A 25,010-nucleotide genomic window follows, 5' to 3' on the forward strand; every position below is an offset into this window, starting at 1 on the left:
AACTTCTGCGGCCACATCGGTTCGATGTGGCCGCAGAAGTTGGAGATGGCCGCAGAAGTGAGAAGCGCGACCCGCAGGCAGCGCTAGACCAGGGTCTCCTGCCACGCCGCGTGCAGCTGCGCGAACTTCCCGGTGCCGCCGATGAGCGCCGCCGGGGTGTCGTCCTCGATGATGCGACCGTGCTCCATCACCAGCACGCGGTCGGCGATCGCGACCGTCGAGAGGCGGTGCGCGATGATGATCGCCGTGCGGTCCTTCAGCAGGGTCTGCAGCGCGTCCTGGATCAGTCGCTCCGACGGGATGTCCAGAGAGGCCGTGGCCTCGTCGAGGATCAGCACCGCCGGGTCGGCGAGGAACGCGCGAGCGAAGGAGATCAGCTGGCGCTGTCCCGCCGAGACGCGGCCTCCGCGCTTGTTGACATCGGTGCCGTACCCATCCGGCAGCGACGAGATGAACTCGTCCGCACCGACGGCACGTGCGGCCGCACGGATCTCGTCGAGCGTCGCGTCGGGCTTGCCGAGCGCGATGTTGTCGGCGACCGTGCCGCTGAACAGGTAGGCCTCCTGCGTGACCATGACGATCGCGCGGCGCAGGTCCTTCGGGTGCAGCGAGCGCAGGTCCACGCCGTCGAGGGTCACGTGACCGATCGAAGGGTCGTAGAACCGCGAGATCAGCTTCGCGAGCGTGGACTTGCCCGCACCCGTGGTGCCGACGAGCGCGATCGTCTGACCGGCGGGGATGTCGAGCGAGAAGTTCGGGAGGATCGTCTTCTCGCCGTTGTAGCCGAAGGTCACCTCGTCGAACTTCACGTGTCCGCGCGACTCCCACAGGTCGACGGGCTTCTCCGGGTCCGGAACCGTCGGCACCTCTTCGAGCACACCCGACACCTTCTCCAGCGCGGCCGTGGCCGACTGGTAGGAGTTCAGGAACATCGCGATCTCCTGCATCGGCGCGAAGAAGTTGCGCACGTACAGCACGGCCGACAGCAGCACACCCACGGTCAGCGCACCCGTCGAGACGCGCACCCCTCCCCAGAGCACGACGACACCCAGAGTGAGCGCCGCGACGCCCATGAGTCCGGGCTCGAACGTGCCGAAGAGCAGCATCGAGCGGCGGTTGATGTCGCGGTAGTCGCCGGCGACCTGCTGGAAGGTCACGTCGTTGCGCGGCTCCTTGCGGAACGCCTTGACGGCCCGGATGCCGGTCATCGTCTCGACGAAGTGCACGATCACCTTCGCGCTGATCACGCGGGACTCGCGGAACACCAGCTGCGACCGCGAGTAGAACCAGCGCATCAGGAGGAACAGCGGGATGCCGGCCAGCGCGAGGATCACGCCCGACTGCCAGTCCCAGATCACCAGGGCGATGAAGGTGAACGCGCCGAACAGCACGCCGGACACGAGGTTGTTGAGGCCTCCGTCGAGCAGCTCGCGGATCGAATCCAGGTCGCTGGTCTGCCGCGAGATGATGCGGCCCGAGGTGTACGACTCGTGGAACTCGAGGCTCAGCCGCTGCGTGTGCAGGAAGATGCGCTTGCGCAGGTCCAGCAGCACCGCCTGCGTGATCCGGGCGGCGATCATCACGTACCAGGCGATGAGCGCGGCGGCCGCGGCTCCGGCGAACAGGTAGATGAAGCCGATCATCAGTGTCGGCATCCAGTCGGCTCGGTCGAGCACCGCAGGCAGCGCCTGGTCGAGGCCGATGCTGATGAGGATCGGTCCCGCGACCTGGAGCGCGGTCGAGATCACCAGCACGACGCCGGCGAGCACGACCTGGCCCTTCAGCGGGCGCACGAGAGAGCCGAGCAACCGCAGCGAACGGCGGCGGATCGCCTTGCTCTCCTCGCGGGTGTAGCGGGAGCGGTCCTCGTCCTGGGTTCCGGTGATCGCGGCGCTCATGCCTGCACCTCCTCTTCTGCGTTGATGTCTTCTGCGTCGATCGGGGCCTGTTCGAGGTCTGTCTCGTCGTCCGGCTCCTGGCGGATGATCGGGATCGCACCGGTACGCGCAGCCTCCTCCGCCTCGAGGCTGGAGATCACGTGACGGTAGTGGCGGCTCGTGCGCAGCAGGTCGCTGTGCGTGCCCACCGCTGTGACGCGTCCTGCTTCCAGCAGTGCCACGCGGTCGGCGAGCGCCACCGTCGAGGGACGGTGTGCCACGATGAGCGCCGTGGTGTCGGCGAGCACGTGGCGGAGCGCCTCCTCGACGAGGGCTTCGGTGTCGACGTCGAGCGCCGACAGCGGGTCGTCGAGCACGAGCACCTGCGGCTTCGCGGCGACGGCACGAGCCAGGGCGAGCCGCTGGCGCTGTCCGCCCGAGAGGCTGAGCCCCTCCTCGCCGATCACCGTCTCCACGCCGTCCGGCAGCGAGTCCACGAACGACGCCTGGGCGACATCGAGGGCTTCGCGCAGCACGCGCTCGGCCTCTTCGCTGTGCACGTCCAGCTCGGCTCGTCCGAGCAGCACGTTCTCACGGACGGATGCCGAGAACAGCGTCGCGTCCTCGAACGCCATGGCGATGTGCTGACGGAGCTCCGACAGCGGGAGATCCCGCACGTCGACGCCGTCGAGCGTCACGCGTCCGCCCGTGACGTCGTAGAGACGCGCGGGAAGCGTGGTCAGCGTGGTCTTGCCGCTGCCGGTGAGCCCGACCAGCGCCATCGTCTCGCCGGGGCGCAGCACCAGGTCGATGCCGTCGAGCAGGTCGCGCTCGTTCGCACCGGCATCCTGGTACCGGAAGTGCGCTGCCTCGAAGGCGAGCTCGCCGCGCGGGTTCTCGATGTGCACCGGATTCTCCGGGTCGGTGATCGTGTTGATCTCGGAGAAGATGTCGAACACGCGGTCGGTCGCCGTGCGGGCGTCGAGCATGAACGAGAACAGGAACCCGATCGACTCGATCGGCCAACGCAGCACCGTGGCCATCGCGAAGAACGCGAACAGCTCGGGCAGATCGATCGCGCCCTGCGAGATCAGCCAGATGCCCGACATGAGGCTCAGGCCGAACGCGATCTGCGGCATGAGATCGAGCCAGAACCAGATCGACGCGATCGCGCCGGCCTTGCTCATCTCGGTCTCCCGGAGCGTCTCGGCCTGACGGCTGAAGCGGCTCAGGGCGTGCTTGCCGCGTCCGAACGCCTTCAGCACGCGGATGCCGTGCACGCTCTCCTCGACACTCGTGGCGAGGTCGCCCGCCTGGTCCTGGCTGCGACGCGTGAGCGCGCCGTAGCGCTTCTCGAAGAGGTAGCCGCGCACCCACAGCGGGATGGCGGTCACGAGGAAGATCGTGCCGAGCAGCCAGTGCCAGCGGAAGAGCAGCACCGATCCGATGACGATCGTCAGGACGTTCACGACCAGCAGCACGAGGCCGAAGGCGAGCCACCGGCGGATGAGGCCGATGTCCTGCATCATGCGGCTGAGCAGCTGGCCGGACTGCCAGCGATCGTGGAACGACACGGGCAGCGTCTGCAGGCGCGAGTAGAGAGTCGTGCGCATCTGGTACTCGACCTCGGTGGCCGGGTTCAGCACGAATTGACGGCGCAGCCACACCATCACGGCCTCGCCGAGGGCGAGGGCGAAGACGACGAGCGCGCCGAAGACGATGGCGCTGATCTCGCCCGACCGGACAGGTCCGCCGATGATCTGCTCGAGCACGATCGGGATCATCAGAGCGATGATCGCCGCGACGAGCGCGCTGGCGGCGCCGCCGGCGAGTCGCCAGATGACCGGCTTCACGAAGGGCTTCAGGCGCCACAGTGCGGCCGGAGTGGAGAGGGAGGACGAGGGCGAGGTGTTCTGCGAGGAAGGCGAGGAAGACATGTCTCTCAGATGAGTTTCGTATGGGAAAGCGGTTGCGAAAGGGGCGGATGACAGCACGGACTCGACGAGTCCGGCATCCGATGCGGGCGGGCGGCTCTAGACGAGCGGGCGCGCCGGGGTCGAGCCGAGAGCGTCGATCTGCACAGCGGCGATCGTGATCATGATGTCCTCCTCAGGGGCTCGATGGCGTCGACCGGTTGGCGCGACAGCCCACGAGCCTATGGCTGTGAACCAGCTGAACGCAAGAGTCATTCCCGATTTCCGGTACGACTCTCCGCGGGCGTCCCGTCAGTCGCGTCCGGTACGACCCAGCTCGGCGCGGAGGAGCCGGTGCAGGTTGAGTCCCAGCACCGACAGGATGTCGTCCTCGGCCCATCCGCGTCGCAGCAGCGCCTCGGTCACCAGCGGCAGGCCCGTCGGCCCCTCGAGCCCGGGGATGTAGCAGTCGACGAGCACGCCTTCGACCAGCTCCTCGACGCAGCACGGTGCTGTCGTGTCTTCGAGCACCTCGCGTACGAAGTCGGGCCCCATGCCCACGTGATCGATCCCCGCGATCGAGACCACGTGCTCGAGGTGGTCGACGACCGTGTCGAGGGTGTGGGTGTCGGCGTGCAGGTACGAGGCGAAGAAGTTAACGCACACCACACCTCCCCCCGCGGCGATGCCGGTGATCTGCTCGTCGGTCAGGTTGCGGTGATGATCGAACAGCGCTCGCGCAGAGGAGTGGCTCGCGATGAGGGGGCGGGTGGCGAGCTCCAGCACGTGGTCGACGCCGGCCGCGCCGAGATGGCTCACGTCGAACATCATGCCCATGCGCTCCATCTCGGCGAAGGCGCGGATGCCGGGACGCGTGAGTCTGCTGCCCGCGGCATCCTCTCCACTGCCGTCGGCGAAGGCGCTCCGGCCGAAGTGCGCGACCGAGCCCACGCGCACGCCGAGACGGTGGACCGTCTCGAGCGGTTCGACGTCTTCGGCGATTCCGGGCATGCCCTCGAGCGCGAGCACGAGCGCGATGCGGCCCTCGGCGATCACACGGTCGATCTCGTCGCCGGAGACGCAGAGCGCCACGGCATCCGCGTTCCCCTCGGCCAGACGGTGCGCGGCCTCGATCATGCGGAGAGTGCGTCGCAGCGCGCCCTCCGGACGATAGGACTCGTCGATGAACACGGGAAGGACCTGGAGATCGACTCCACCCGCCTGCAACTGGGGCAGCCACTGCCGACGGAAGAACGACGCCCACTCGTCGACCGGACGAGTGGCCACCGCGCAGAGCAGATCGTTGTGCGCGTCGGCGACGAGGGCGCTGCGGTGGAGCGCGGCTGCTCGGGTATCGGTCATGCGCCCATCCTGCTCCCCTCGAACGCCTGTTCCGGGCTTATCGCCCGAACGGAGCGAGACGTAACGCGATCGTCACGCAGCACTCAGCGCGCGGCGGACTCCCGGGCGAGCAGGCGCTCCTTCACCGGGAGGCCCCACGCGAAGCCGCCGAGGGTGCCGTCGGTCCGCAGCACGCGGTGGCACGGCACGAAAAGGGCAGGGGCGTTGCGCGCACAGATGGACGCCGCAGCCCGCACCGCGCGCGGGTTTCCCAGTCGCGCGGCGAACGAGGTGTAGGTAAGCGGCTCCCCTGCGTCGATCGCCCGCAGCTCCGCCCAACCTGCCAGCTGCAGCGGCGTACCGGTCTGCTTCACGGCGACCGCGTCGATCGCGGCGAGATCTCCGGCGTAGAACGCGAGAGCCGCTGCGGCGGCATCCGTCTCTCCGTCGCGGATCGCTTCCGGGCGGGCCGAGGCCGACAGTCGTCCGACGATCGCGTCGGCGTCGGCGGTCCAGCCGGATGACAGCACACGCTGCCGGTCGTCGACGAGGATCGTGAAGGCGCCGTCGGGAGTGTCGATGGTCTGGATGAGGGCGGTCATGATGTCTCCTTCAGAGTGCGGTTTCGGATGGCGCGCACTGGTCGCACCGGTGCAGCACGCCAGAGGTGAGCGCTGAGGTAGCTGCGCCACGGGGCGGCCCGCTCCGCCCATGCGACGAGGTGTGCGGGTTCGGCGGGAAGACCCGATGCCGCAGCCCCTGCGCGCAGGGCGACATCTCCGGGGAGCAGGATGTCGGGGTCGCCGAGCACCCGCATGCGCACGTAGTCGGCGGTCCAGGGACCGATGCCGGGCATCGCCAGCAGGGCCGCCCGCTGCTCGACACCGTCGTCGCCGACGGTGAGCCTCAGGGATCCGTCGGCGAGCGCCGCCGCCGCCCCCGTGATGGCGCGGATCCGAGCCGCAGGCCCGCGCAGCACCTCGGCGCCCCGTTCGGCGATCACCGACATGGTCGGGAACAGCAGGCCGTGTTCGGTGCGCTCCCCCAATGCCTCGGCGAGCCCGGTGAGAGCGGTGCGAGCGGCGACCACCGTGATCTGCTGGCCGATCATCGCCCGGATCAGCATCTCGTGCGGGTCGGCGGATCCCGGCACGCGGATGCCCGGGATCCGCGCCACCAGCGGAGCGAGTTCGGGGTGTGACGCGAGCGCCTCGTCGACGGCGATCGGATCGGCGTCGAGGTCGAAGATGCGGCGGACTGTCGCGACGAGCGGGGCGAGGTCACCGAGCTGGGCGACTCGAGCACGCAGGTGCAGGCGTTCCGCCGCATCCTGGCTCACCTCGAACCATGCCGGCCCGCCGGCCATCCGCAGGTGGCGCGAGAAGGAGGTGGACGTCGTCTCCTCGATCCCGGGGACCGCCCGCGCGGCCATCCATGCGAAGATCCCGCTCGCGTCGAGCGGGCCGCGGTACGGGAGCACGAGGTCGATGGCACCCGGGGCGGCCTCGATCCCGGTCGCGCGGCGGCGGGCACGCAGCTCACCGGGCGTGAGGCCGAACACCTCGCGGATCGTGTCGTTGCCTTGGCGGATGCTGGCGAAGCCGGCCGAGAACGCCACATCGGAGACAGGCATGTCGGTACCGACGAGCAGCATGCGCGCGGTGTGCGCGCGGTGCGCCCGGGCGAGGGCCAGCGGTCCGGCACCGAGCTCAGTGCTGAGCAGTCGTGTGAGATGCCGGGAGGAGTAGCCGAGTCGCGCGGCGAGACCCGGCACGCCTTCGCGCTCGACGACGCCGTCGGCGATCAGGCGCATCGCTCGGGCCGCCGTGTCGCCGCGCACGTTCCACGCCGGCGAGCCGGGAGCGGCCTCCGGGAGGCAGCGCTTGCACGCGCGATAACCGGCCTCGTGCGCGGCGGCGCTCGTCGGATAGAAGGTGACGTTCTGAGGCTTCGGCGTGCGAGCGGGACAGCTCGGCCGGCAGTAGATTCCGGTCGAGCGCACCGCCGTCACGAACTGCCCGTCGAAGCGCGTGTCGCGCGCATTGATCGCGCGATACCGTTCGTCGAAGTCGGTCAGCGGGAGGCTCATGTCTCCACTCTGCCACCGGCCGCCGACATCGACTGGCGGAAATCGGACATCGTGGTGAGGTGGTCGTCGAGACCCCTGCTCACCGCCGAGACCCCGGCCTGCAGACGCGTGCAGGCCGGGGTCTCGGTGAAGATCGGGGGTCTCGGCGGACGCCGCCGCGACTCAGTGGAAGAAGTGGCGCTCCCCCGTGAAGAACATCGTGACGCCGGCCTTGCGCGCGGCATCCACGACCTCCTCGTCGCGCACCGACCCGCCGGGCTGCACGATCGCCGTGACCCCGGCGTCGATGAGCACCTGGGCGCCGTCGGCGAACGGGAAGAACGCGTCGGATGCCGCGACCGATCCGGCCGCGCGGTCTCCGGCGCGCTCGACCGCGAGGCGACACGAGTCGACGCGGTTGACCTGGCCCATGCCGACGCCGACCGTGGCGTTGTCCTTGGCGAGCACGATCGCGTTCGACTTCACCGCACGGCAGGCCTTCCACGCGAAGATGAGGTTCACCATCTCCTCGTCGCTCGGGCGCTCGCCCGACACGAGCTCCCAGTTCTTGGCGACCGATCCGATGTCATCGGGGAACCGGTCGGCGTCCTGCAGCAGCAGGCCGCCGGAGACCAGGCGCACGTCCATCCGCTCCTGCTGCCAGTCCTCGGGCAGCTGCAGCAGCCGCAGGTTCTTCTTGGCCTTGAAGACCTCGAGTGCGGCGGGCTCGAACGACGGCGCGACGATGACCTCGGTGAAGATGTCCTTGAGGTTCTCGGCCATCTTCAGCGTGACGGTGCCGTTGGCGGCGATGACGCCGCCGTACGCCGAGACCGGGTCGCACTCGTGGGCGCGCAGGTGGGCGCTCGCGATCGGGTCGAGCGCGTTCGGGGCGGTGGTGGCGATGCCGCACGGGTTGGCGTGCTTGATGATCGCGACGGCCGGCTTCACCATGTCGTAGGCGGCTCGCAGCGCGGCATCCGCGTCGACGTAGTTGTTGTACGACATCTCCTTGCCCTGCAGCTGCGTGGCCTGGGCGATGCCGTGCCCGCCGGCGCGCGTGTAGATCGCTGCGCGCTGGTGCGAGTTCTCGCCGTAGCGCAGCGTCGCCAGGCGCTCGGCCTGGATGGTCAGGTGCACGGGCAGGTCGCCGGGCTCGGAGAGCGTGCCCTCCGCGAACCACTGGGCGACGGCCGTGTCGTAGGCCGCGGTGTGGGCGAACGCCCGCGCGGCGAGCTCGCGGCGCTGCGCGAGCGAGGTCCCGCCCTCGGCGATCGCCGAGATGAGGGCCGGGTAGGACTGCGGAGAGACGACGATCGCGACGTTGGCGTGGTTCTTCGCCGCTGCGCGCACCATCGCCGGTCCGCCGATGTCGATCTGCTCGACGACGTCGTCGCCCACGGCGCCGGAGGCCACGGTCTCGACGAAAGGATAGAGGTTCACCACGACGAGTTCGAAGGGCTCGATTCCCAGCTCGTCCAGCTGACGTTCGTGATCCGCGAGGCGGAGGTCCGCCAGCACCGCGCCGTGCACCTTCGGGTGCAGCGTCTTGACGCGTCCGTCGAGCATCTCGTCGACTCCGGTCACCGCGGCCACATCGGTCACCGCGTAGCCCGCATCGCGGATGGTCGCGGCCGTGGAACCGGTCGAGACGATCTCGACGCCGGCGTCGGCCAGCGCCTCGGCGAGCACGAGCAGGTCGGTCTTGTCGCTCACCGAGACGAGCGCGCGCCGGATCGGCACGGTGTCGCGGTCGCGGTAGAGCGAGGGGTCGTGGCGGGGGCCGGCCATGGTGGGCTCCTTCGTGCGTGAGGTGCGTCGGGTGGAAGCGGTCAGGGGGTGGGCGTCAGCGTCAGCTCGCCGGTGGCGATGGCGCGCACGACGTCGATGAGCAGGCGGCGTTCGACGGGCTTGATGCGCTCGTGCAGGCTGTGCTCGGTGTCTCCGGCGAGGATCGGCACGCGCTCCTGCGCGAGGATCGGGCCGGTGTCGACGCCGTCGTCGACCACGATGACGCTGGCGCCGGTCTCCGACGCGCCCGCGGCGAGCGCATCCCGGACGCCGTGCGCACCGGGGAACTCCGGAAGGAACGCAGGATGGGTGTTGAGCAGTCGCGGCGAGTACGCGGCGACCAGCGCGGGCGGCAGCAGGCGCATGAGTCCGCTGAGCACGACCAGGTCGGGGTTCCAGACGGCGAGCTGGCGGCCGAGCTCTTCACCCCAGGCCTCGCGGCTGTCGTGCTCGTGCCAGGGGACGGTGAAGCTGGGGATGCCGAACTCCTCGGCGTGGGCGAGGCCGTCGGCTTCGCGGTCGGCGCCGACCACGACGACCCTGGCAGGGAAATCGGGGTGACGAGCGGCCTCGAGGAGGGCGCGAAGGTTCGAGCCGGTGCCCGAGATGAGAACGGCGACCGTGAGCACGCGCCCAGTCTACCGGGGCGTCGGGCGTGCTCCGGCCCCGCATCCGCGCGCCGCGCGGAGGTCAGTCCGGACGGTCCGAGGGGTCCCGCTTCGGGATGACGAACCCGCGCAGGTCGTCGAGTGGTGCCGTGTCGGCGAAGGGGGTCGGCGCTCCCGACAGCGAGGCATCGGATGTCGCGCCGGGCACGGCATCCGGACCCTCAACGATCGTGTCGGCCGACATCTCCGCCAGCCACCGGTCGGTCCTCTCCTCGGCCAGTTCGTCGCGATGACGGGGCGAGAGCAGCAGGATCGCCGCACCGAGGAGCACCTCTCCGCCGAGAGCGAGCGCGAAGGGAAGCGGCGCCGGTCCGACCTCGGCGAGCCGTCCGGGCCCCATCGACCCGGAGACGAGCACTGCGGCGAGCGCCGCGACTCCCGCCGTCATCACGCTGATGCCGAGCGCGATCACCGCCCGCTGCCCCGCGCCGAGCGGAGTGTCCTCCCAGACCAGGCGCGAGCGGACCGCCCAGCCGGCGAACGCACCCGCGGCGATCGGGATGAGCACGACGATCAGCATCCAGATCGAGCTGTTCTCCGGCAGCAGGCCGAAGACGGGGATGCCGGGCACCACACCGAGCTGCGTACCGGCCGGCGACACCGCGGTGCCGACGCCGACCGCGAAGCCGGGTCCGGCGAGCCACGAGATCACCCACACGATCAGCGTGGGCAGATAGACGAGCTGGCCGAGCGTCATCACCGTCAGCCCGAGCACGTCGACCCGGGCGGCCTGGAACAGCGCGACGACCTCGCCGCCGCGCAGCGCGACCATCACGGCGAAGGCCAGGGCGGCGGCACCGGTCACGGTCACGAGCGCGAACGCCGTCCCCCGCGCGATCGCGGCGGGAACCGGAGCCCAGTCGTCCCGGGCGTCGACGGCGTCATGGACGCGGTCCAGCAGGCCGCCGTCACCGTCTTCCCACGCGACGCGGACGCCCCCGCAGATCGCCCCGACGAGGTACGCCGCCGACGGGAGCAGGATCGCGAGGAGCAGCGAGGTCTGCGCCGCGGCGAGCCGGGCGCTCAGCGCCACCCCGGTCGCGATGAGGGCGAACACCGTCGCGCCCGAGAGGGAACCGAGGAGCCAAGCACCGGCGGCGGCGGCGCGCTTGCCCGAGCGGGCGGCGAAGAGCAGCGTGAAGAGCAGGAACGCCAGCGGCGTGATCGACACGGCGAAGCTCGCGGCCTCCGCGGGGATGCCGAGGGAGACGATCAGCGCGTCGGGGATCGTCACCTCGAGCGGCACGCCGTGTCCGAACTCCCACAGGGTTCCAGCGAGCGGCCAGAGCGCACCCCAGTCCGCGGTGACGCCGAACGCGAGGGTCCACAGCAGCGTCAGCGGCGCCAGGAGCACGGCGAGGCCGACCGCCGCGGCGATGGCGGCGTCGAAGGCGGCGAGGAGCGCGACGAGGAGGCGTTGCATATCGAATCGAGACTACGACGAGTTCCCGCTCACCGTCTGGGGGCGCGCGCTGGGCGGACGACACGATAGCGTCTTCTCCGGAGGTTCCCCCGATGACAACTGCCCCATCCCCCGCACAGGCGCCCGCCGAGCCCACGAGCGCGCTCGACCGCTTCTTCGAGATCAGCAAGCGAGGATCGACGGTCGGCACCGAGATCCGCGGCGGCCTGGTCACTTTCGTCACGATGGCGTACATCGTGATCCTCAATCCGATCATCCTGTCCGGCAAGCCCGACGTGGCGGGCGACGTGCTCGCCTTCAACGCCGTCGGAGCCGCGACCGCGCTGACCGCCGGCGTCATGACCATCCTGTTCGGCCTCGTCACCCGTCTGCCGTTCGCCTTCGCGGCGGGTCTCGGCATCAACGCCTTCGTCGCGTTCTCGGTCGTCGGCCAGGTCACGTGGCCCGAGGCGATGGCCCTCGTGATGATCAACGGTCTCATCATCGTGCTGCTCGCCGCGACCGGCCTGCGGAAGGCGATCTTCGACGCGGTGCCGTTCCAGCTGAAGATCGCGATCACGGTCGGCATCGGCCTGTTCATCGCCTTCATCGGCTTCGTCAACTCCGGGTTCGTCACCGCGACGGGCGCGTCGTCTCCGCCCGTGGGCCTCGGCGTGAACGGCTCGGTGGCGACCGTGCCGAGCCTGCTGTTCGTGGTGACGCTGCTGCTCACGGGCATCCTCGTGGCGCTGCGCATCAAGGGCGGCATGCTGATCGGCCTCATCGGCGGTACCGTGCTCGCCGTGATCGTCGAGGCGATCTGGCACATCGGCGCCCGCGGCTTCGATGATGAGGGCAACGTCGTGAACCCCGGCGGATGGGGACTGACGGTCCCCGCGTTGAACGGCTCACCCGTCAGCGTTCCCGATCTCAGTCTGGTCGGCGCCGTCGACTTCACGTTCGACTTCGGCAAGGTCGGCATCGTCGCGGTGGTGATGATCGTCTTCACCCTGCTGTTCACGAACTTCTTCGACGCGATGGGCACCATGACGGGCCTCGCGAAGGAGGCGAACCTCGCCGACGACAACGGCGACTTCCCCCGCATCAAGTCGGCGCTCATCGTCGAGGGTGTCGGCGCGATCGCGGGTGGCGCGACGTCGTCCTCGTCGAGCACGGTGTTCATCGAGTCGGGTTCCGGCATCGGCGAGGGTGCGCGCACGGGTCTCGCGAACGTCGTCACCGGCGTCGTCTTCCTGATCGCGATGTTCTTCACGCCGCTGACATCGATCGTCCCCACCGAGATCGCCGCCGCCGCCCTCATCATCGTGGGAGCGATGATGATGTCGCAGATCCGTCACATCGACTTCCTGGACTTCCGGGTGCTGCTTCCGGTCTTCCTCACCGTCTCGGTCATGCCGCTGACGTACTCGATCGCGAACGGCATCGGTGCGGGGTTCGTGAGCTGGGTGCTCATCCACGCGTTCTCCGGCAAGGCCAAGACCATCAGCCCGCTGCTCTGGGTGGTCGGCGCCGGGTTCCTGATCTTCTTCGCCCGCGGTCCGATCGAAGCGCTCTTCGGCGTCGGGATCTGATATCCCGACATGGAGGAGGGGCGGATGCTGCGGCATCCGCCCCTCCTCTCGTCTCGGTGCATGTAGCGCGCACGAACGCGCTCTGGTAGACCGGAGGCACCTCCAGAGCAGAAGGTGAAGCGATGCCCGAACTCGACGCGGCCGCCGGTGCCCGCTACGTCACCGATGGCGGACTCGAGACCGACCTGATCTTCCACCACGGCGTCGATCTGCCCGATTTCGCCGCATTCGTGCTGCTCGACGACGACCGCGGTCGCGCTGTCCTCCGCGAGTACTACCGCGGGTTCGGGGAGGTCGCCCGCACGCACGCGGCCAGCCTCCGGCTCGAGTCGGCGACCTGGCGGGCGAACGCGGACTGGGGCGAGCGGCTCGGGTACGACGCAGGCGCCCTCCGCAGGGCCAACGCCGAGGCGGTGAACCTGCTCCACGAGGTCGCGGCGGACTTCCGCGATCTCCCCGAGGTGCGGCTCGTCGGGGCGATCGGCCCCCGAGGCGACGGATACCGTCCCGGTTCCTGGGACGCCCGGACCGGAGCCGATGACGCGCTCGCCTACCACCGGGCGCAGGTGCAGGCCCTCAGCGATGCCGGAGTGCACGTCATCACGGCGTACACGCTCACGGATCCTGCCGAGGCCATCGGCATCGTGCGTGCCGCACGCGAGGCCGGGATGCCGGTGGAGATCTCGTTCACCGTCGAGACGGACGGCTCGCTCGCCTCGGGCCGAACGCTGGTCGAGACGATCGACCTCGTCGACGCGGTCGCTCCGCCGGACGGCTACCTGTTGAACTGCGCCCACCCCGAGCACCTCGACCGGGCGATCGATGCCGCGGTGACCGCGAGGATCATCGGCATTCGTCCGAACGCCTCCCGGCTCTCCCATGCCGAGCTCGACGAATCCGAGCAGCTCGACGACGGGGACCCCGTCGATCTGGCCGCCCGCACCGTCGACCTGCTGGAGCGGATGCCGGCCGTCCGCGTGATCGGCGGATGCTGCGGCACCGACGTGCGGCATATCGCGGAGATGTGGAGACTCATCAGCGCCCAGGAAGCCCGCTGATCCGTCGCGTCTCCGGCGGATCTCAGGCGTAGGCCGCAGCGAACTCGGGAGCGGGCTCTATCGGCTCGATCACGTCGATGAGCACGCCGCCCGGCGCCTCGACGATGAAGTGCCGCTGACCGAAGGACTCGTCGCGCAGGGGCAGCCGTTCGGACAGACCGCGCTCCCCCACCAGCCGGGCGTGCTCGGCGGCGGCATCGGCGACCTCGACGTTCAGCAGCAGGCCTCGCACCGGTTCCCGGAAGCCCGCGGGGATGGTCTCGTGGCGACGGTCGAGGATGGCGAGTTCGCCGCCCTCGAGGCGCAGGCTCACGTACCAGTCGGCCTCGAAGGTCGTCTCGAAGCCGAGCTCTTCGCGATAGAACGCGGCGGCTGCGACGACGTCGTCGACCATCAGCACCGGGTAGAAGCTCGTGATCTCCATCGGGATCTCCTTTACATACTTTGTGTTTGTATTCTCGATCCCTAGAATACATACACTCCGTACGTAAGGGAATCCCATGCCCCGAGCATCCGTCGCCGACACCGCAGAGACCGCCCGCCGCATCCTCGATGTCGGCAGCGCCCACTTCGCGGAGCACGGCTACGCCGCAGCATCCGTCGACGACATCGCTCGGGCAGCGGGCGTCACGCGGGGTGCGGTCTACCACCACTACACGTCGAAGCCGCTCCTCTTCGCCGCGGTCGCCGCCGCCCAGCAGGAGCTCCTCGCCGATGCCATCGTCACCGCGACGGCCGACAGCACGCCCGATGCGGCGCTCCGCGACGGCAGTCACGCGTTCCTCGACGCGATCACGCACGGCGCGGCGGCACGCGTGCTGCTCGTCGACGGCCCGGCTGTGCTGAGCTGGGACGACTGGCGGCGGTTCGACGCCGACGGCCCGGCAGCGACACTGCGCGCAGGTCTTGCGGAGGCCGGTGTCGCGCCGGCCCTGCAGGAGGCGCTGACGGCAGCGCTGTCCGGAGGCATGAACGAACTCGCGCTCTGGCTTTCGGAGCGGCCGACGGATGCCGCAGCTCGCGCCCAGGCGCACGATGCGCTCGACCTGCTGCTGGACGTTGTGGCTCCGCGTCGGTCCTGACCGCGGCCCAGGGCCCACTTCTGCGGCCGACTCGAACTTCTGCGGCCAACAGGGCGGCGGATGGCCGCAGAAGTTACGAATGGCCGCGGAAGTTGCACCGCCCGGACATGAAAGAAGGCCCCAGAGTGGAGTCCGGGGCCTTCCGTTCAAGCGTAGCTCAGGTCAGAGACCTTCGACAATCGCGCGCATCAGGTCGGCGGTCTCGGACGGCGTCTTGCCGACCTTGACTCCGGCAGCCTCGAGGGCCTCCTTCTTCGCCTGAGCGGTACCGGCCGAGCCCGAGACGATGGCGCCGGCGTGGCCCATGGTCTTGCCCTCGGGAGCGGTGAAGCCCGCGACGTAGCCGACGACCGGCTTGGTGACGTTGGCCTTGATGTAATCGGCCGCACGCTCTTCGGCGTCGCCGCCGATCTCGCCGATCATCACGATGGCCTTGGTCTCGGGGTCGGCCTCGAACGCGGCGAGCGCGTCGATGTGCGTGGTGCCGATGACCGGGTCGCCGCCGATTCCGATGGCGGTCGAGAAGCCGAGGTCGCGCAGCTCGAACATCATCTGGTAGGTCAGGGTTCCCGACTTCGACACGAGGCCGATCGGTCCCTTGCCGGTGATGTTGGCCGGCGTGATGCCGACGAGCGCCTCGCCCGGGGTGATGATGCCGGGGCAGTTCGGCCCGATGATGCGGGTCTTGTTGCCCTTGCTCTGCGTGTAGGCCCACGCCTCGGCCGAGTCGCCGACGGGCACGCCCTCGGTGATGACGACGAGCAGCGGGATCTCGGCGTCGATGGCCTCGATCATCGCGTCCTTCGTGAAGGCGCCGGGGACGAAGGCGATCGACACGTCGGCGCCGGTCTCCTTCATGGCCTCGGCCACGGAGGCGAAGACGGGGAGCTCGACGGCGTTGCCGTCCTTGTCGGTGTGCGAGACCGTGGTGCCGGCCTTGCGGGCGTTCACGCCGCCGACGACCTGGGTGCCGGCCTTCAGCATGAGTGCCGTGTGCTTGGTGCCCTCGCCGCCGGTGATGCCCTGGACGATGACCTTGGAGTCCTTGTTGAGGTAGATCGACATTCTTCTAGTCCTTCAGTCTCAGCGCCGGGTCAGGCGTTGGCGAGCTCGGCGGCCTTGTCGGCGCCCTCGTCCATGGTGGCGGCCAGGGTGACGAGCGGGTGCGCGTACTCGGCGAGGATCGCGCGACCCTCGTCGACGCGGTTGCCGTCGAGGCGGACGACGAGCGGCTTGGAGGCGGTGGCCCCCAGCGTCTCGAGGGCGCCCTTGATGCCGTTGGCGACGGCGTCGCACGCCGTGATGCCGCCGAAGACGTTGACGAACACGCTCTTGACCTGCGGGTCGCCGAGGATGACGTCGAGGCCGGCGGCCATGACCTCGGCCGAGGCGCCGCCGCCGATGTCGAGGAAGTTGGCCGGCTTGACGCCGTTGTGGTTCTCGCCCGCGTAGGCGACGACGTCGAGCGTCGACATGACGAGTCCTGCGCCGTTGCCGATGATGCCGACCTCGCCGTCGAGCTTCACGTAGTTGAGACCGGATGCCTTGGCCTTGGCCTCGAGCGGGTCGGCCGCATCCTTGTCCTCGAGCGCTTCGTGCTCGGGGTGACGGATCTCGGAGGCGTTGTCGTCGAGCGTGACCTTGCCGTCGAGCGCGATGATGTCGCCCTCTTCGGTGCGGACCAGCGGGTTGACCTCGACCAGCGTCGCGTCTTCGCCCTTGTAGACGTCGAAGAGCTTCACGAACACGTCGGAGACCTTCTCGACGAGGTCTTCCGGGAAGTTCGCCGCACGGGCGATCTCGACGGCCTTCGCCTTGTCGATGCCCGTGAGCGGGTTGACCTCGACGCGTGCGAGCGCTTCGGGACGCTCGACCGCGAGCTCTTCGATCTCCATGCCGCCCTCGACCGAGCAGAGGCTCAGGTAAGAGCGGTTGGCACGGTCGAGCAGCACGGAGAAGTAGAACTCCTCGGCGATGCGCGCACCCTGTGCGACCATGACGCGCTTGACGACGTGGCCCTTGATGTCGAGGCCGAGGATGGCCTTGGCCGCCTCGTACGCCTCATCGGGGGTCTTGGCGACCTTGACGCCGCCCGCCTTTCCGCGGCCGCCGGTCTTCACCTGAGCCTTGACGACGACCACTCCGCCGATCTTCTCGGCTGCCGCCCTCACCTCTTCAGGGGTGTCCGCGACGATGCCGGCGAGGACCGGCACTCCGTACTTCTCGAAAACGTCTCGTGCCTGGTACTCGTACAGATCCACTGTGGTTCCTTCACTGGGCTGCTGTCTGGTAATTCTCTCGATGTCGAGACATCGACCAGTCCCCCAGCCTACTACCTCGGCCTGACCATCCCTGCGGCGCTACCTCTAGGCTCTGTCTATGCACGAATCCGCAGCACCGCGCGCCGCCGTCGTCGCCGCAGCCCTCGAGCTCTTCCAGGATCAGGGGTTCGAACAGACCTCCGTGGAGCAGATCGCGAAGGCGGCCGGGGTCTCGCGGTCGACCTTCTTCCGGCAGTTCGGCGGCAAGGAGGACGTGGTCTTCGCCGACCACGAGGTGCTCCTGGGACAGCTCAGGGAATTCCTCGCCGAGGGGCACGACGATCCCTGGGTGGCCGTGTGCGCGGCATCCGAGTCCGTCTTCGCGCACTTCGCCCACGACCCCGATCTCGCCCGCCGCCGCTACCAGATCGTGCGACAGGTGCCGGTACTCCGCGAGCGCGAGATCATCACGGTGTTCCGCTACGAGCGGCTGTTCGACGAGTACCTGCGCGGCGCGCTCCCGGGTGTCGACCCGCTGGATGCCGTCGGCTTCGCCGCCCTCGTGACCGCCGTGCACAACCACGTCCTGCGTCAGCTGCTCCGCGGCAAGAAGAAGGTGCCGCTGTCGACGCTGCAGACCGCACTGGCCGACGTCCGCCGCCGCTACGGCGTGGGAGAGGATGCCGCTGCCGGAGCGCCGGACGACGTCGTGGTCGCGGTGTTCCCTCGTTCGATGCCGATCGCCGAGGTGACGCGCCGGTTGAAGTCGGAGCTCGACTGACTATCACGGGTCGTGGGACCGAGTATCGAGGAGTACGATACTTGGTGCCACGAAGGAGTCCCCATGAGCACCGAAGCCCTCCCCTTCCCCGGCGAGCGCGTCTCGTCGTACGACATCACCGGACGCCAGGACAGCGACTACTACGCCGTCTTCGCCGACATCCCCGCCCCTGACCGCGAGGCCTGGGACCGCGCGAAGGCCTACATCGACGAGGTCGCGCCGCAGATGGCGGATGCCTGGGACCGCGCCGAATACCCGCTCGACGCCGCACGGCGGATGGGCGAGATGGACCTCGTCGTGGACGGGATCGACCATCCATCCCTCACCCGCCTGTCGCCGCTGGCCGCAGGACTCGTGAACATGGAGATCTCCCGCGGCGACGGATCGCTCGGCACGATCCTCGCGGTGCAGGGCGGACTGGCGCTGCGCACGCTCGCGCTCTTCGGCTCGCCCGCCCAGCAGGAGAAGTGGCTCACCGCCCTCGCCGACGGCTCGGTGCTCGGCTCCTTCGCTCTGACCGAACCCGACCACGGCTCGGACTCGGTCTCGCTCGAGACCGTCGCCCGACGCGACGGCGACGGCTGGGTGATCCGCGGCGCGAAGAAGTGGATCGGCAACGGCGCCTCCGGAGGCGTCACCTTCGTCTGGGCGCGCGTCGACGACGAGACCGCCGACGAGCACGGCGCCGTGCGCTGCTTCCTCGTCGAGCAGGACACCCCCGGATACACGGGAACGGTGATCCGCGGCAAGGCGTCGCTGCGGGCGATCCACCAGGCCCACATCCGGCTCGACGACGTGCGCGTGCCGCTCGACGCGGTGCTCCCAGGCGCGAAGAGCTTCCGCGACGCCTCGACCGTGCTCTACGCCACCCGTTCGGGTGTCGCCTGGTCGGCACTGGGCCACGCGACCGCGTGCTACGAGGCATCGTTGGCCTACGCCAAGGAGCGCGTGCAGTTCGGGAAGCCGCTCGCGAAGTTCCAGATGGTGCAGGAGCGCCTGACCCACATGCTCGAGGACCTCACCGCGATGCAGCTGTACTGCCGGCGGATGGCCGACCTCGAGACGGCGGGCGAGCTGCGGCCGACCCAGGCGTCGCTCGCGAAGTTCCACAACACGCGCGCCGCGCGCCGGATCGCGTCGATCGCCCGCGACCTGCTCGGCGGCAACGGCATCCTGCTCGAGAACGGCGTGATGCAGCACATGGCCGACATCGAGGCCATCCACACCTACGAGGGCACCGAGAGCGTGCAGGCCCTCCTGCTCGGACGCGACATCACCGGGATGAGCGCGTTCGCCTGAGGCGCAGACGTCAGTCGCGCTGCCGGATCATGCAGACGAGCCGGTCGCGCCCATCCCAGCTCGGCACCTCTCGGAATCCGCGCGATTCGTAGAGGCGCCGCGCTCCGATGCGCCAGTCCCAGACCGAGAGACGGATGGGTCCGTCAGACGCGGCGACGGCCGCGTCGAGCAGGGCGGACCCGATCCCGCGGCCCCTCAGCGCGGGTGCGGCCCAGAGACGCTTGATCTCCGCGTCGCCGCCCCGCGGCGCCACGACGACGACCCCCACGACCACTCCGTCGACATCGGCGACGAGCACGTCGAAGTCGTCGTAGGCCGCGACCGGATCGTCGACCTCGGCACGGTAGTGCTCGGGGAGGGCGCCGCTCTTCCCGAGCGGCTCGGAGGAGATCCCTTCGCGACGCTTCTCCGCCTCGGTCTGCCGGAGGTATTCGCCGACAGCCGCAGAGACGGACACCCCATCCGGTCCGAACAGCTCGGCCCGGCGGATCACCGGATGGTCGCGGTCTGCCCGCATCGTTCTCGGATTCCGGTCAGTCGCAGCCGCAGGCTCCGGCGGCCGTCTTCACCATGAAGCACACGTCGCAGACGCCGTAGTCGCGTTCGGCGACCGGCGTCGGCGGGCGCTCACCGCGGGGCGCGGCGACTCGCGGCGTGGTCGCGCGCTTCACCTTGGGCTGCGCGATCGGCAGGAACTCGGTCGGGTGATTGACGTAGAAGTACGGCGGCCGACCCTCGCTGGGCTGAAGACGCAGCGGAGCGGCGCCGATCACGAGGCGCTCGTCCTCGGTGAAGCCGTTCGTGTACGTGCGGCCGATGTGCAGCGATGCGCCCTCACCGCGGCGGATCGCCTCGATGTAGCGGCCACGGTCGATGTACGAGCTGATGCCGATCGCCTCGACGATGGCCGTGATGAACGCGTAGTTCGAGATGTCGATGCGATGCGCGCGCAGCGCTTCGTTGAGGGAACGGTATGGACGGGACGTGCCTGCGGGCGTGGGCCCCTGTACTTCTTTCATCCTCTCCAGGATCGCACGTCTGGCGGGCGGCCACGACCGCTTCTGCCTCGACCGCGTGCAAGACTGGCGTCATGGCACGGGCGACGATCATCGGCTCCGGTCCGAACGGACTCGCTGCCGCCGTCGCGCTCGCGCGCGCCGGCTACGACCTACGGGTGCTCGAAGCCGCCGACACGATCGGCGGCGGGATGCGCACGCAGGAGTCGACGCTCCCCGGGTTCCGGCACGATGTGTGCTCGGCCGTGCACCCCGCCGCCGTCGCCTCTCCGTTCTTCCAGGCCTTCGGACTCGGCGAGCGCGTCGACTGGGTCCACCCGGAGATCTCCTACGCGCATCCGCTCGACGGAGGCCGCGCCGCCATCGCTTGGCGCGACATCGACCGCACGGCCGCCGACCTCGGCGTCGATGCGCAGGCGTGGCTGTCGCGTGTGCGCCCGCTCAGCTCCCACATCGAGGGCGTCGTCGACTTCACGAACAACCAGCTGCTGCGTGTGCCGCGCGACCCCGTCACCGCCGCGCGCTATGCGATCCGGATGCTGGACCAGGGCACTCCCCTCGCCGAACGGGCTTTCCTCACCGACGCGGCCGCCGCCCTGATGTCGGGCGTCGTCGCGCATGCGAACTCACCGCAGCCGACGCTCGCGGGCGCCGCGGCGGGTCTGCTCCTCGCCGCGCTCGCGCACGCGGGAGGCTGGCCGTATCCCCGCGGCGGCACGCAGCGCATCGCCGAGGCACTGGTCGCCGACATCGAGTCCCATGGCGGCACGGTCGAGGCCGGAGTCCACGTCACCGATCTGCGCACACTCGACTGGGGTGACCCGGCGCGCGGCGACCTGCTGCTGCTCAACACCTCGCCCCGCCTCGCCCTCACCCACCGCGATGTCCCGTCGGGGTATGCGCGGGCGATCGAGGGCTTCCGCTACGGCGCCGCGGCCGCGAAGGTCGACTTCGCCCTCGACGGCCCCATCCCGTGGACGAACCCGCTCGTGCGACAGTCACCGACCGTGCACCTGGGCGGCACGCGCGCCGAGATCTGGGCGAGCGAGAACGCGGTCGCGGCCGGTCGCGTCAGTGATCGGCCCTATGTGCTGGCGGTGCAGCCCTCCGTGTTCGACGACTCTCGGGCGCCCGAGGGCAAGGCCGTGCTCTGGGCGTACATCCACGTGCCGAACGGATCGGACCTCGACCCCACCGAGCTCATCACCGCGCAGGTCGAGCGCTTCGCGCCGGGTTTCCGTGATCTGATCCTCGCGCACCACGCCGTTCCGGCATCCTCTCGAGAGGCGATCAATCCCGCGGAGATCGGCGGGGACATCTCGGGCGGCGTCTTCGACATCCGTCAGGCGCTGCGCAGGCCCGTCCTGTCTCCGACGCCCTGGCGCACGCCCATGCGCGGCGTGTACCTCGCATCCGCGTCGACACCGCCCGGGCCCGCGGTCAACGGCATGGCCGGCTGGCACGCGGCCCGCACCGCGTTGCGGGATGCGGGAACTCCCGCGACCCTGGGCGACCTCTTCGGCTGACCCCGCGCGCCGGCCTGGCACGCGGGGCCGCCCCTTCCTTCGCGCGTCGGCCGCCGCCAGGATGGGAGCATGCGCTACGACATCCCCGCCCCGATGCTCGCGAAGGCCGCCGCATCCGTGCCCGACCCGGCGAAGACGCCGGGAGGCCTGCTCTACGAGCCGAAGTGGGACGGCTTCCGCGGCCTCATCGCCTGGGACGGCGAGACGGTCGAGATCGGCTCGCGCGGAGCGAAGCCGCTCACCCGCTACTTCCCGGAGCTTGTCGAGGCGATACCTCAGCTGCTGCCGGGCCCGTGCCTGCTCGACGGCGAGATCGTGGTCGCCACCGGGCCCGCCGGTGCGCAGCGCCTGGACTGGGAGGCGCTCAGCCAGCGCATCCATCCGGCGGCGTCGCGCGTCGCGAAGCTCGCCGCCGAGACACCCGCGATGTTCATCGCGTTCGACCTGCTCGCGTCCGGCGACGACGACCTGCTCGACCAGTCGTTCGAGACACGTCGGGCGCGGCTCGAGACCGTCATGGACGGCGTCGAGCACCCCCTCCACATCACCCGCACCACGCGTGATCGCGAGGCCGCCGTGCGCTGGCTCGCGGAGTTCGAAGGGGCGGGACTCGACGGCGTCGTCGCGAAGCCGCTCGATCAGCCGTATGCCCCGGGCAAACGCACGCTCATCAAGATCAAGCACGCCCGCACCGCAGACGTCGTCGCCCTCGGCTATCGCATCCACAAGTCCGGCTCGGGTGTCGGCTCGCTCCTCGTGGGGCTGTACGACGACGAGGGCACGCTGCGTCAGGTCGGCGGGGTCGCCGCGTGGAGCGACGTACGACGACAGGAGCTCGTCGACGAGCTCGCACCCCTCGTGGAGCGCGATGAGACCGGCGAAGCCGTCACCGGGGAGAGCGAGCGGTCGCGGTTCAGCGGCGCGAAGGACGTGTCGTTCGTGCGTCTGCGGCCGGAACGCGTTCTCGAGGTGCGCTACGACCAGCTCGAAGGCGCCCGGTTCCGTCACACGGTGCAGTTCGACCGCTGGCGCCCCGACCGCGACGCCCGGTCATGCACGTACGACCAGCTCGACACGGTCGCCGGTTACGACCTCGCCGACGTCCTGCACTGAAGCGGGTCAGTCGCCGGTGGGGTTCCCGTCGGCATCCCAGTTCCCGGCGACCTTCTTGCTCGGCTGCACGCGGGGCGGCTCACCGGGCATCTTCGGGAACTCCGGCGGGAACGGCAGCTCGCCCAGGCCGTTCTCCTTGTCGCGCTCCCACCATTCGAGCAGTGTGTCGATGCGACTGGGCGAGGACTGCATCTGCGCCCACGGATCGCCGATGTCCGCGAGACGCTGCGGAATGCTGCGCACCGTGAAGGCGGTCGGATCGAGGCCGTCGAGTTCGTCCCACAGCACCGGCGTCGACACGGTCGCGCCCGGCAGCGCGCGGGGACTGTAGGCCCCCGCCATGGTGCGGTCCCGATTCGCCTGGTTGAAGTCGACGAAGATCCGCTCCCCGCGCTCCTCCTTCCACCAGTTCGTCGTCACCTGCTCGGGCATGCGGCGCTCCAGCTCCCGCCCCGCGGCGATGACCGCATGCCGCACGTCGAGGAACTCGTGCGTCGACTCGATCGGCGCGAAGATGTGCAGGCCCCGGTTGCCGCTGGTCTTCGCGAAGGCCTCGAGGCCCGCTTCCCGCAGCACCTCGCGGAGCGTGTGCGCGGCCGTCACGGCATCCGCGAAGTCCGTGCCCGGCTGGGGGTCGAGGTCGATGCGCAACTCGACCGGGTTGTCGGGGTCGGTCGCGAGCGAGGCCCACGGGTGGAAGACGATCGTGTTCATCTGCACGGCCCAGACGATCGCACTGGTCCGATTCAGGACGATCTGCGGATGCTGGCGCCCGCTGTTGTACGTCATCATCTCGGCATCGACGAAGTCCGGGGTGCCCTTCGGCGGGTTCTTCGAGAAGAATCCCTCCTTCCGCGGCTTCCCCGCCGGCTCGATGCCGTCGCGGAAACGTTCGAGCGACACTGCCCTGTTTCCGTTGGCGGCGAGGAACGGCGTCGAGACGAGCTGGACGTATTCGGCGAGCTCCGCCTTCGTGATGCCGAGGTCCGGCCACACGACGCGGTTCGGGCTGGAGAGCACGACTTCGCGCTCTCCATCGGAGTCGGCGACGGTCAGGGTCACACGTTCGGAGGCCATGCTCCGACCCTAGAGCGCCGACCGATTCCGCGGAAGCCTGCGCTCAGTCGCCGAGGTCGACGGCGAGCACGAGCACTGGCGCGAGGGCGTCGCGCTCGACGACGATCGACGGCCCGGCGGAGTCGACGATCACGCCGGCCATCTCCTCGTGGCTCGCGAGCACCTTCGCGAGCTGCTCCGGTTCGAATGGGAGCGGCCGGTCGCCTCGGCCGAGTGCGATGACCTCGAGCGGATGGGAGAAGAGCTGCAGGAAACGTCGGCCATCGGCCGTCTGCGCCTCGGCGATGCCGGGCTGTCCGGTGCCGGAGCCGTCGTTCACCGCCACCCACATCTTCTTCGTGGCGAGAGCCTCGCCGACCTTGACGGTCGAGTCCTGTTCGCGGGGAGCCGCGAGCAGGGACTTCACGGTCATCTCGACGTCGGCCTGATCCAGCGTCTTCTGCAGCAGCTCGGTCGGGAACACGACGCGGTGCGGGGCCGACGCGTTGTCGACGATCAGGCCCGCGAAGTCGCCCGAGACCACCTGCTGCAGCACCGACGTGACGGGCTGCGCGACCGCCGAGGTGGCGGTGGGATCGTCTTCGAGCTTCACCGAGTCGCGCACAGCGGCGGCCGAGCTGAACGCGAGCATGAACTGACGCTCGGCGTCACGGACGACCGCGACCGCGAGCGGCGTGCCCTCGCTGATCTGCGTGCGGGCATCGCCGATCACACGGATGTACAGGTGCCCCTGCAGAGCCTGGCGCATCACCCCGAGCAGCTGCTCGTTGGTCGCACCCGCCTCGACCTCTTTGAGTGCTTCGCGGAGCAGGACATTGTCCTTCATGCCTGCGATCGTCTCGGTCTGCTCGGGCGGCAGCATCGGGGCCAGCGGAAGGCGCCGGTCTGTCGCGATGGCGAGCTGCGGGGCGGGAGACGGCGGCGTGGGAAGCCCGGACGCCGTGACGGGACGATCTCCGGATGCGGCGGTGTCGGGCTGCGCATCGGTGTCGGGCAGCGCGACCTCGGGGCCGGCTGCGGCGCCGACGCCCCGGAAGGCCTGCACGGAGATGCCGATGGACGGCGCCTCGGCGACCGGCTCGGCGGCCACAGCGCGAGCTGACCCTGACGCTGCAGGTTCGTCGCCTGGGTGTCGATGGCGCGGA

The 25,010-nt window shown here is 69.7% G+C and carries 22 protein-coding genes; 7 read left to right on the top strand and 15 right to left on the bottom strand.

Annotation, left to right across the window (positions count from 1 at the left end; genetic code table 11):
* Nucleotides 1-83: 83 nt before the first annotated feature.
* From DW306_RS13745 to DW306_RS13780, 8 genes are all read right to left on the bottom strand, one after another.
* The gene (locus tag DW306_RS13745; RefSeq protein WP_136056163.1) at nucleotides 84-1,898 is read right to left on the bottom strand and encodes an ABC transporter ATP-binding protein; all 1,815 of its coding nucleotides are present in this window, start codon (nucleotides 1,896-1,898) and stop codon (nucleotides 84-86) included.
* Entirely contained in the window at nucleotides 1,895-3,814 is a 1,920-nt protein-coding gene (locus DW306_RS13750) for an ABC transporter ATP-binding protein (protein WP_240747201.1), read from the bottom strand. The genes DW306_RS13745 and DW306_RS13750 overlap by 4 nt, the downstream gene beginning before the upstream one ends.
* 288 nt (nucleotides 3,815-4,102) lie before the next feature.
* Nucleotides 4,103-5,152, bottom strand: coding sequence for a membrane dipeptidase (locus DW306_RS13755; protein WP_136056164.1), 1,050 nt, complete (start codon nucleotides 5,150-5,152; stop codon nucleotides 4,103-4,105).
* Nucleotides 5,153-5,235: 83 nt separating this feature from the next.
* Entirely contained in the window at nucleotides 5,236-5,733 is a 498-nt protein-coding gene (locus DW306_RS13760) for a methylated-DNA--[protein]-cysteine S-methyltransferase (protein WP_136056165.1), read from the bottom strand.
* Nucleotides 5,730-7,220, bottom strand: a complete 1,491-nt coding sequence (locus tag DW306_RS13765; protein WP_136056166.1) for an AlkA N-terminal domain-containing protein — start codon at nucleotides 7,218-7,220, stop codon at nucleotides 5,730-5,732. The genes DW306_RS13760 and DW306_RS13765 overlap by 4 nt, the downstream gene beginning before the upstream one ends.
* A gap of 162 nt (nucleotides 7,221-7,382) precedes the next feature.
* On the bottom strand, nucleotides 7,383-8,990 hold the full coding sequence (gene purH / locus DW306_RS13770; protein WP_136056167.1) for a bifunctional phosphoribosylaminoimidazolecarboxamide formyltransferase/IMP cyclohydrolase: 1,608 nt from the start codon (nucleotides 8,988-8,990) through the stop codon (nucleotides 7,383-7,385).
* Between the two features lie 41 nt (nucleotides 8,991-9,031).
* Nucleotides 9,032-9,619, bottom strand: coding sequence for a phosphoribosylglycinamide formyltransferase (gene purN, locus DW306_RS13775; RefSeq protein ID WP_136056168.1), 588 nt, complete (start codon nucleotides 9,617-9,619; stop codon nucleotides 9,032-9,034).
* A gap of 61 nt (nucleotides 9,620-9,680) precedes the next feature.
* Nucleotides 9,681-11,081 carry a DUF6350 family protein gene (locus DW306_RS13780; RefSeq protein WP_136056169.1) on the bottom strand — a complete coding sequence of 467 codons (1,401 nt, stop codon included), beginning with the start codon at nucleotides 11,079-11,081 and terminating at the stop codon, nucleotides 9,681-9,683.
* A gap of 92 nt (nucleotides 11,082-11,173) precedes the next feature.
* On the opposite strand from DW306_RS13780, the gene DW306_RS13785 reads away from it, so the two are divergent.
* Nucleotides 11,174-12,652, top strand: a complete 1,479-nt coding sequence (locus DW306_RS13785; protein ID WP_136056170.1) for an NCS2 family permease — start codon at nucleotides 11,174-11,176, stop codon at nucleotides 12,650-12,652.
* A gap of 122 nt (nucleotides 12,653-12,774) precedes the next feature.
* Nucleotides 12,775-13,710: a homocysteine S-methyltransferase family protein gene (locus DW306_RS13790; RefSeq protein ID WP_136056171.1), complete on the top strand. Its 936-nt coding sequence runs from the start codon at nucleotides 12,775-12,777 to the stop codon at nucleotides 13,708-13,710.
* A 22-nt stretch (nucleotides 13,711-13,732) separates the two neighbouring features.
* On the opposite strand, the gene DW306_RS13795 is transcribed toward DW306_RS13790, so the two are convergent.
* On the bottom strand, nucleotides 13,733-14,134 hold the full coding sequence (locus DW306_RS13795; protein ID WP_136056172.1) for a VOC family protein: 402 nt from the start codon (nucleotides 14,132-14,134) through the stop codon (nucleotides 13,733-13,735).
* Between the two features lie 76 nt (nucleotides 14,135-14,210).
* Between DW306_RS13795 and DW306_RS13800 the strand changes: the two genes are divergently transcribed.
* Nucleotides 14,211-14,792, top strand: a complete 582-nt coding sequence (locus DW306_RS13800) for a TetR family transcriptional regulator (RefSeq protein ID WP_136056173.1) — start codon at nucleotides 14,211-14,213, stop codon at nucleotides 14,790-14,792.
* A 162-nt stretch (nucleotides 14,793-14,954) separates the two neighbouring features.
* On the opposite strand, the gene sucD is transcribed toward DW306_RS13800, so the two are convergent.
* Nucleotides 14,955-15,857, bottom strand: a complete 903-nt coding sequence (gene sucD, locus DW306_RS13805) for a succinate--CoA ligase subunit alpha (protein WP_136056174.1) — start codon at nucleotides 15,855-15,857, stop codon at nucleotides 14,955-14,957.
* A gap of 29 nt (nucleotides 15,858-15,886) precedes the next feature.
* Complete coding sequence (gene sucC / locus DW306_RS13810) at nucleotides 15,887-17,053, bottom strand: ADP-forming succinate--CoA ligase subunit beta (RefSeq protein ID WP_136056175.1); 1,167 nt, start codon at nucleotides 17,051-17,053, stop codon at nucleotides 15,887-15,889.
* A gap of 118 nt (nucleotides 17,054-17,171) precedes the next feature.
* Between sucC and DW306_RS13815 the strand changes: the two genes are divergently transcribed.
* A complete protein-coding gene (locus DW306_RS13815) occupies nucleotides 17,172-17,834 on the top strand; it encodes a TetR/AcrR family transcriptional regulator (protein ID WP_136056176.1) in 663 nt (220 codons plus the stop codon).
* Between the two features lie 63 nt (nucleotides 17,835-17,897).
* Nucleotides 17,898-19,133, top strand: a complete 1,236-nt coding sequence (locus DW306_RS13820) for an acyl-CoA dehydrogenase family protein (protein ID WP_136056177.1) — start codon at nucleotides 17,898-17,900, stop codon at nucleotides 19,131-19,133.
* 10 nt (nucleotides 19,134-19,143) lie between these two features.
* Here the strand turns inward: DW306_RS13820 and DW306_RS13825 are convergent, their stop codons facing one another.
* Nucleotides 19,144-19,650: a GNAT family N-acetyltransferase gene (locus tag DW306_RS13825; protein WP_136056178.1), complete on the bottom strand. Its 507-nt coding sequence runs from the start codon at nucleotides 19,648-19,650 to the stop codon at nucleotides 19,144-19,146.
* A 16-nt stretch (nucleotides 19,651-19,666) separates the two neighbouring features.
* Complete coding sequence (locus DW306_RS13830) at nucleotides 19,667-20,152, bottom strand: hypothetical protein (protein WP_136056179.1); 486 nt, start codon at nucleotides 20,150-20,152, stop codon at nucleotides 19,667-19,669.
* A 71-nt stretch (nucleotides 20,153-20,223) separates the two neighbouring features.
* On the opposite strand from DW306_RS13830, the gene DW306_RS13835 reads away from it, so the two are divergent.
* Nucleotides 20,224-21,675, top strand: coding sequence for an NAD(P)/FAD-dependent oxidoreductase (locus DW306_RS13835; RefSeq protein WP_136056180.1), 1,452 nt, complete (start codon nucleotides 20,224-20,226; stop codon nucleotides 21,673-21,675).
* 69 nt (nucleotides 21,676-21,744) lie between these two features.
* The gene (locus DW306_RS13840; protein WP_136056181.1) at nucleotides 21,745-22,788 is read left to right on the top strand and encodes an ATP-dependent DNA ligase; all 1,044 of its coding nucleotides are present in this window, start codon (nucleotides 21,745-21,747) and stop codon (nucleotides 22,786-22,788) included.
* Between the two features lie 6 nt (nucleotides 22,789-22,794).
* Here the strand turns inward: DW306_RS13840 and ligD are convergent, their stop codons facing one another.
* Entirely contained in the window at nucleotides 22,795-23,865 is a 1,071-nt protein-coding gene (ligD, locus tag DW306_RS13845) for a non-homologous end-joining DNA ligase (RefSeq protein WP_136056182.1), read from the bottom strand.
* Between the two features lie 43 nt (nucleotides 23,866-23,908).
* Complete coding sequence (locus DW306_RS21640) at nucleotides 23,909-24,727, bottom strand: SseB family protein (RefSeq protein WP_136056183.1); 819 nt, start codon at nucleotides 24,725-24,727, stop codon at nucleotides 23,909-23,911.
* Nucleotides 24,728-25,010 lie beyond the last annotated feature (283 nt).

Origin of the sequence: Microbacterium sp. K24 (assembly GCF_004794465.1) — a bacterium.
GTDB lineage: Bacteria > Actinomycetota > Actinomycetes > Actinomycetales > Microbacteriaceae > Microbacterium.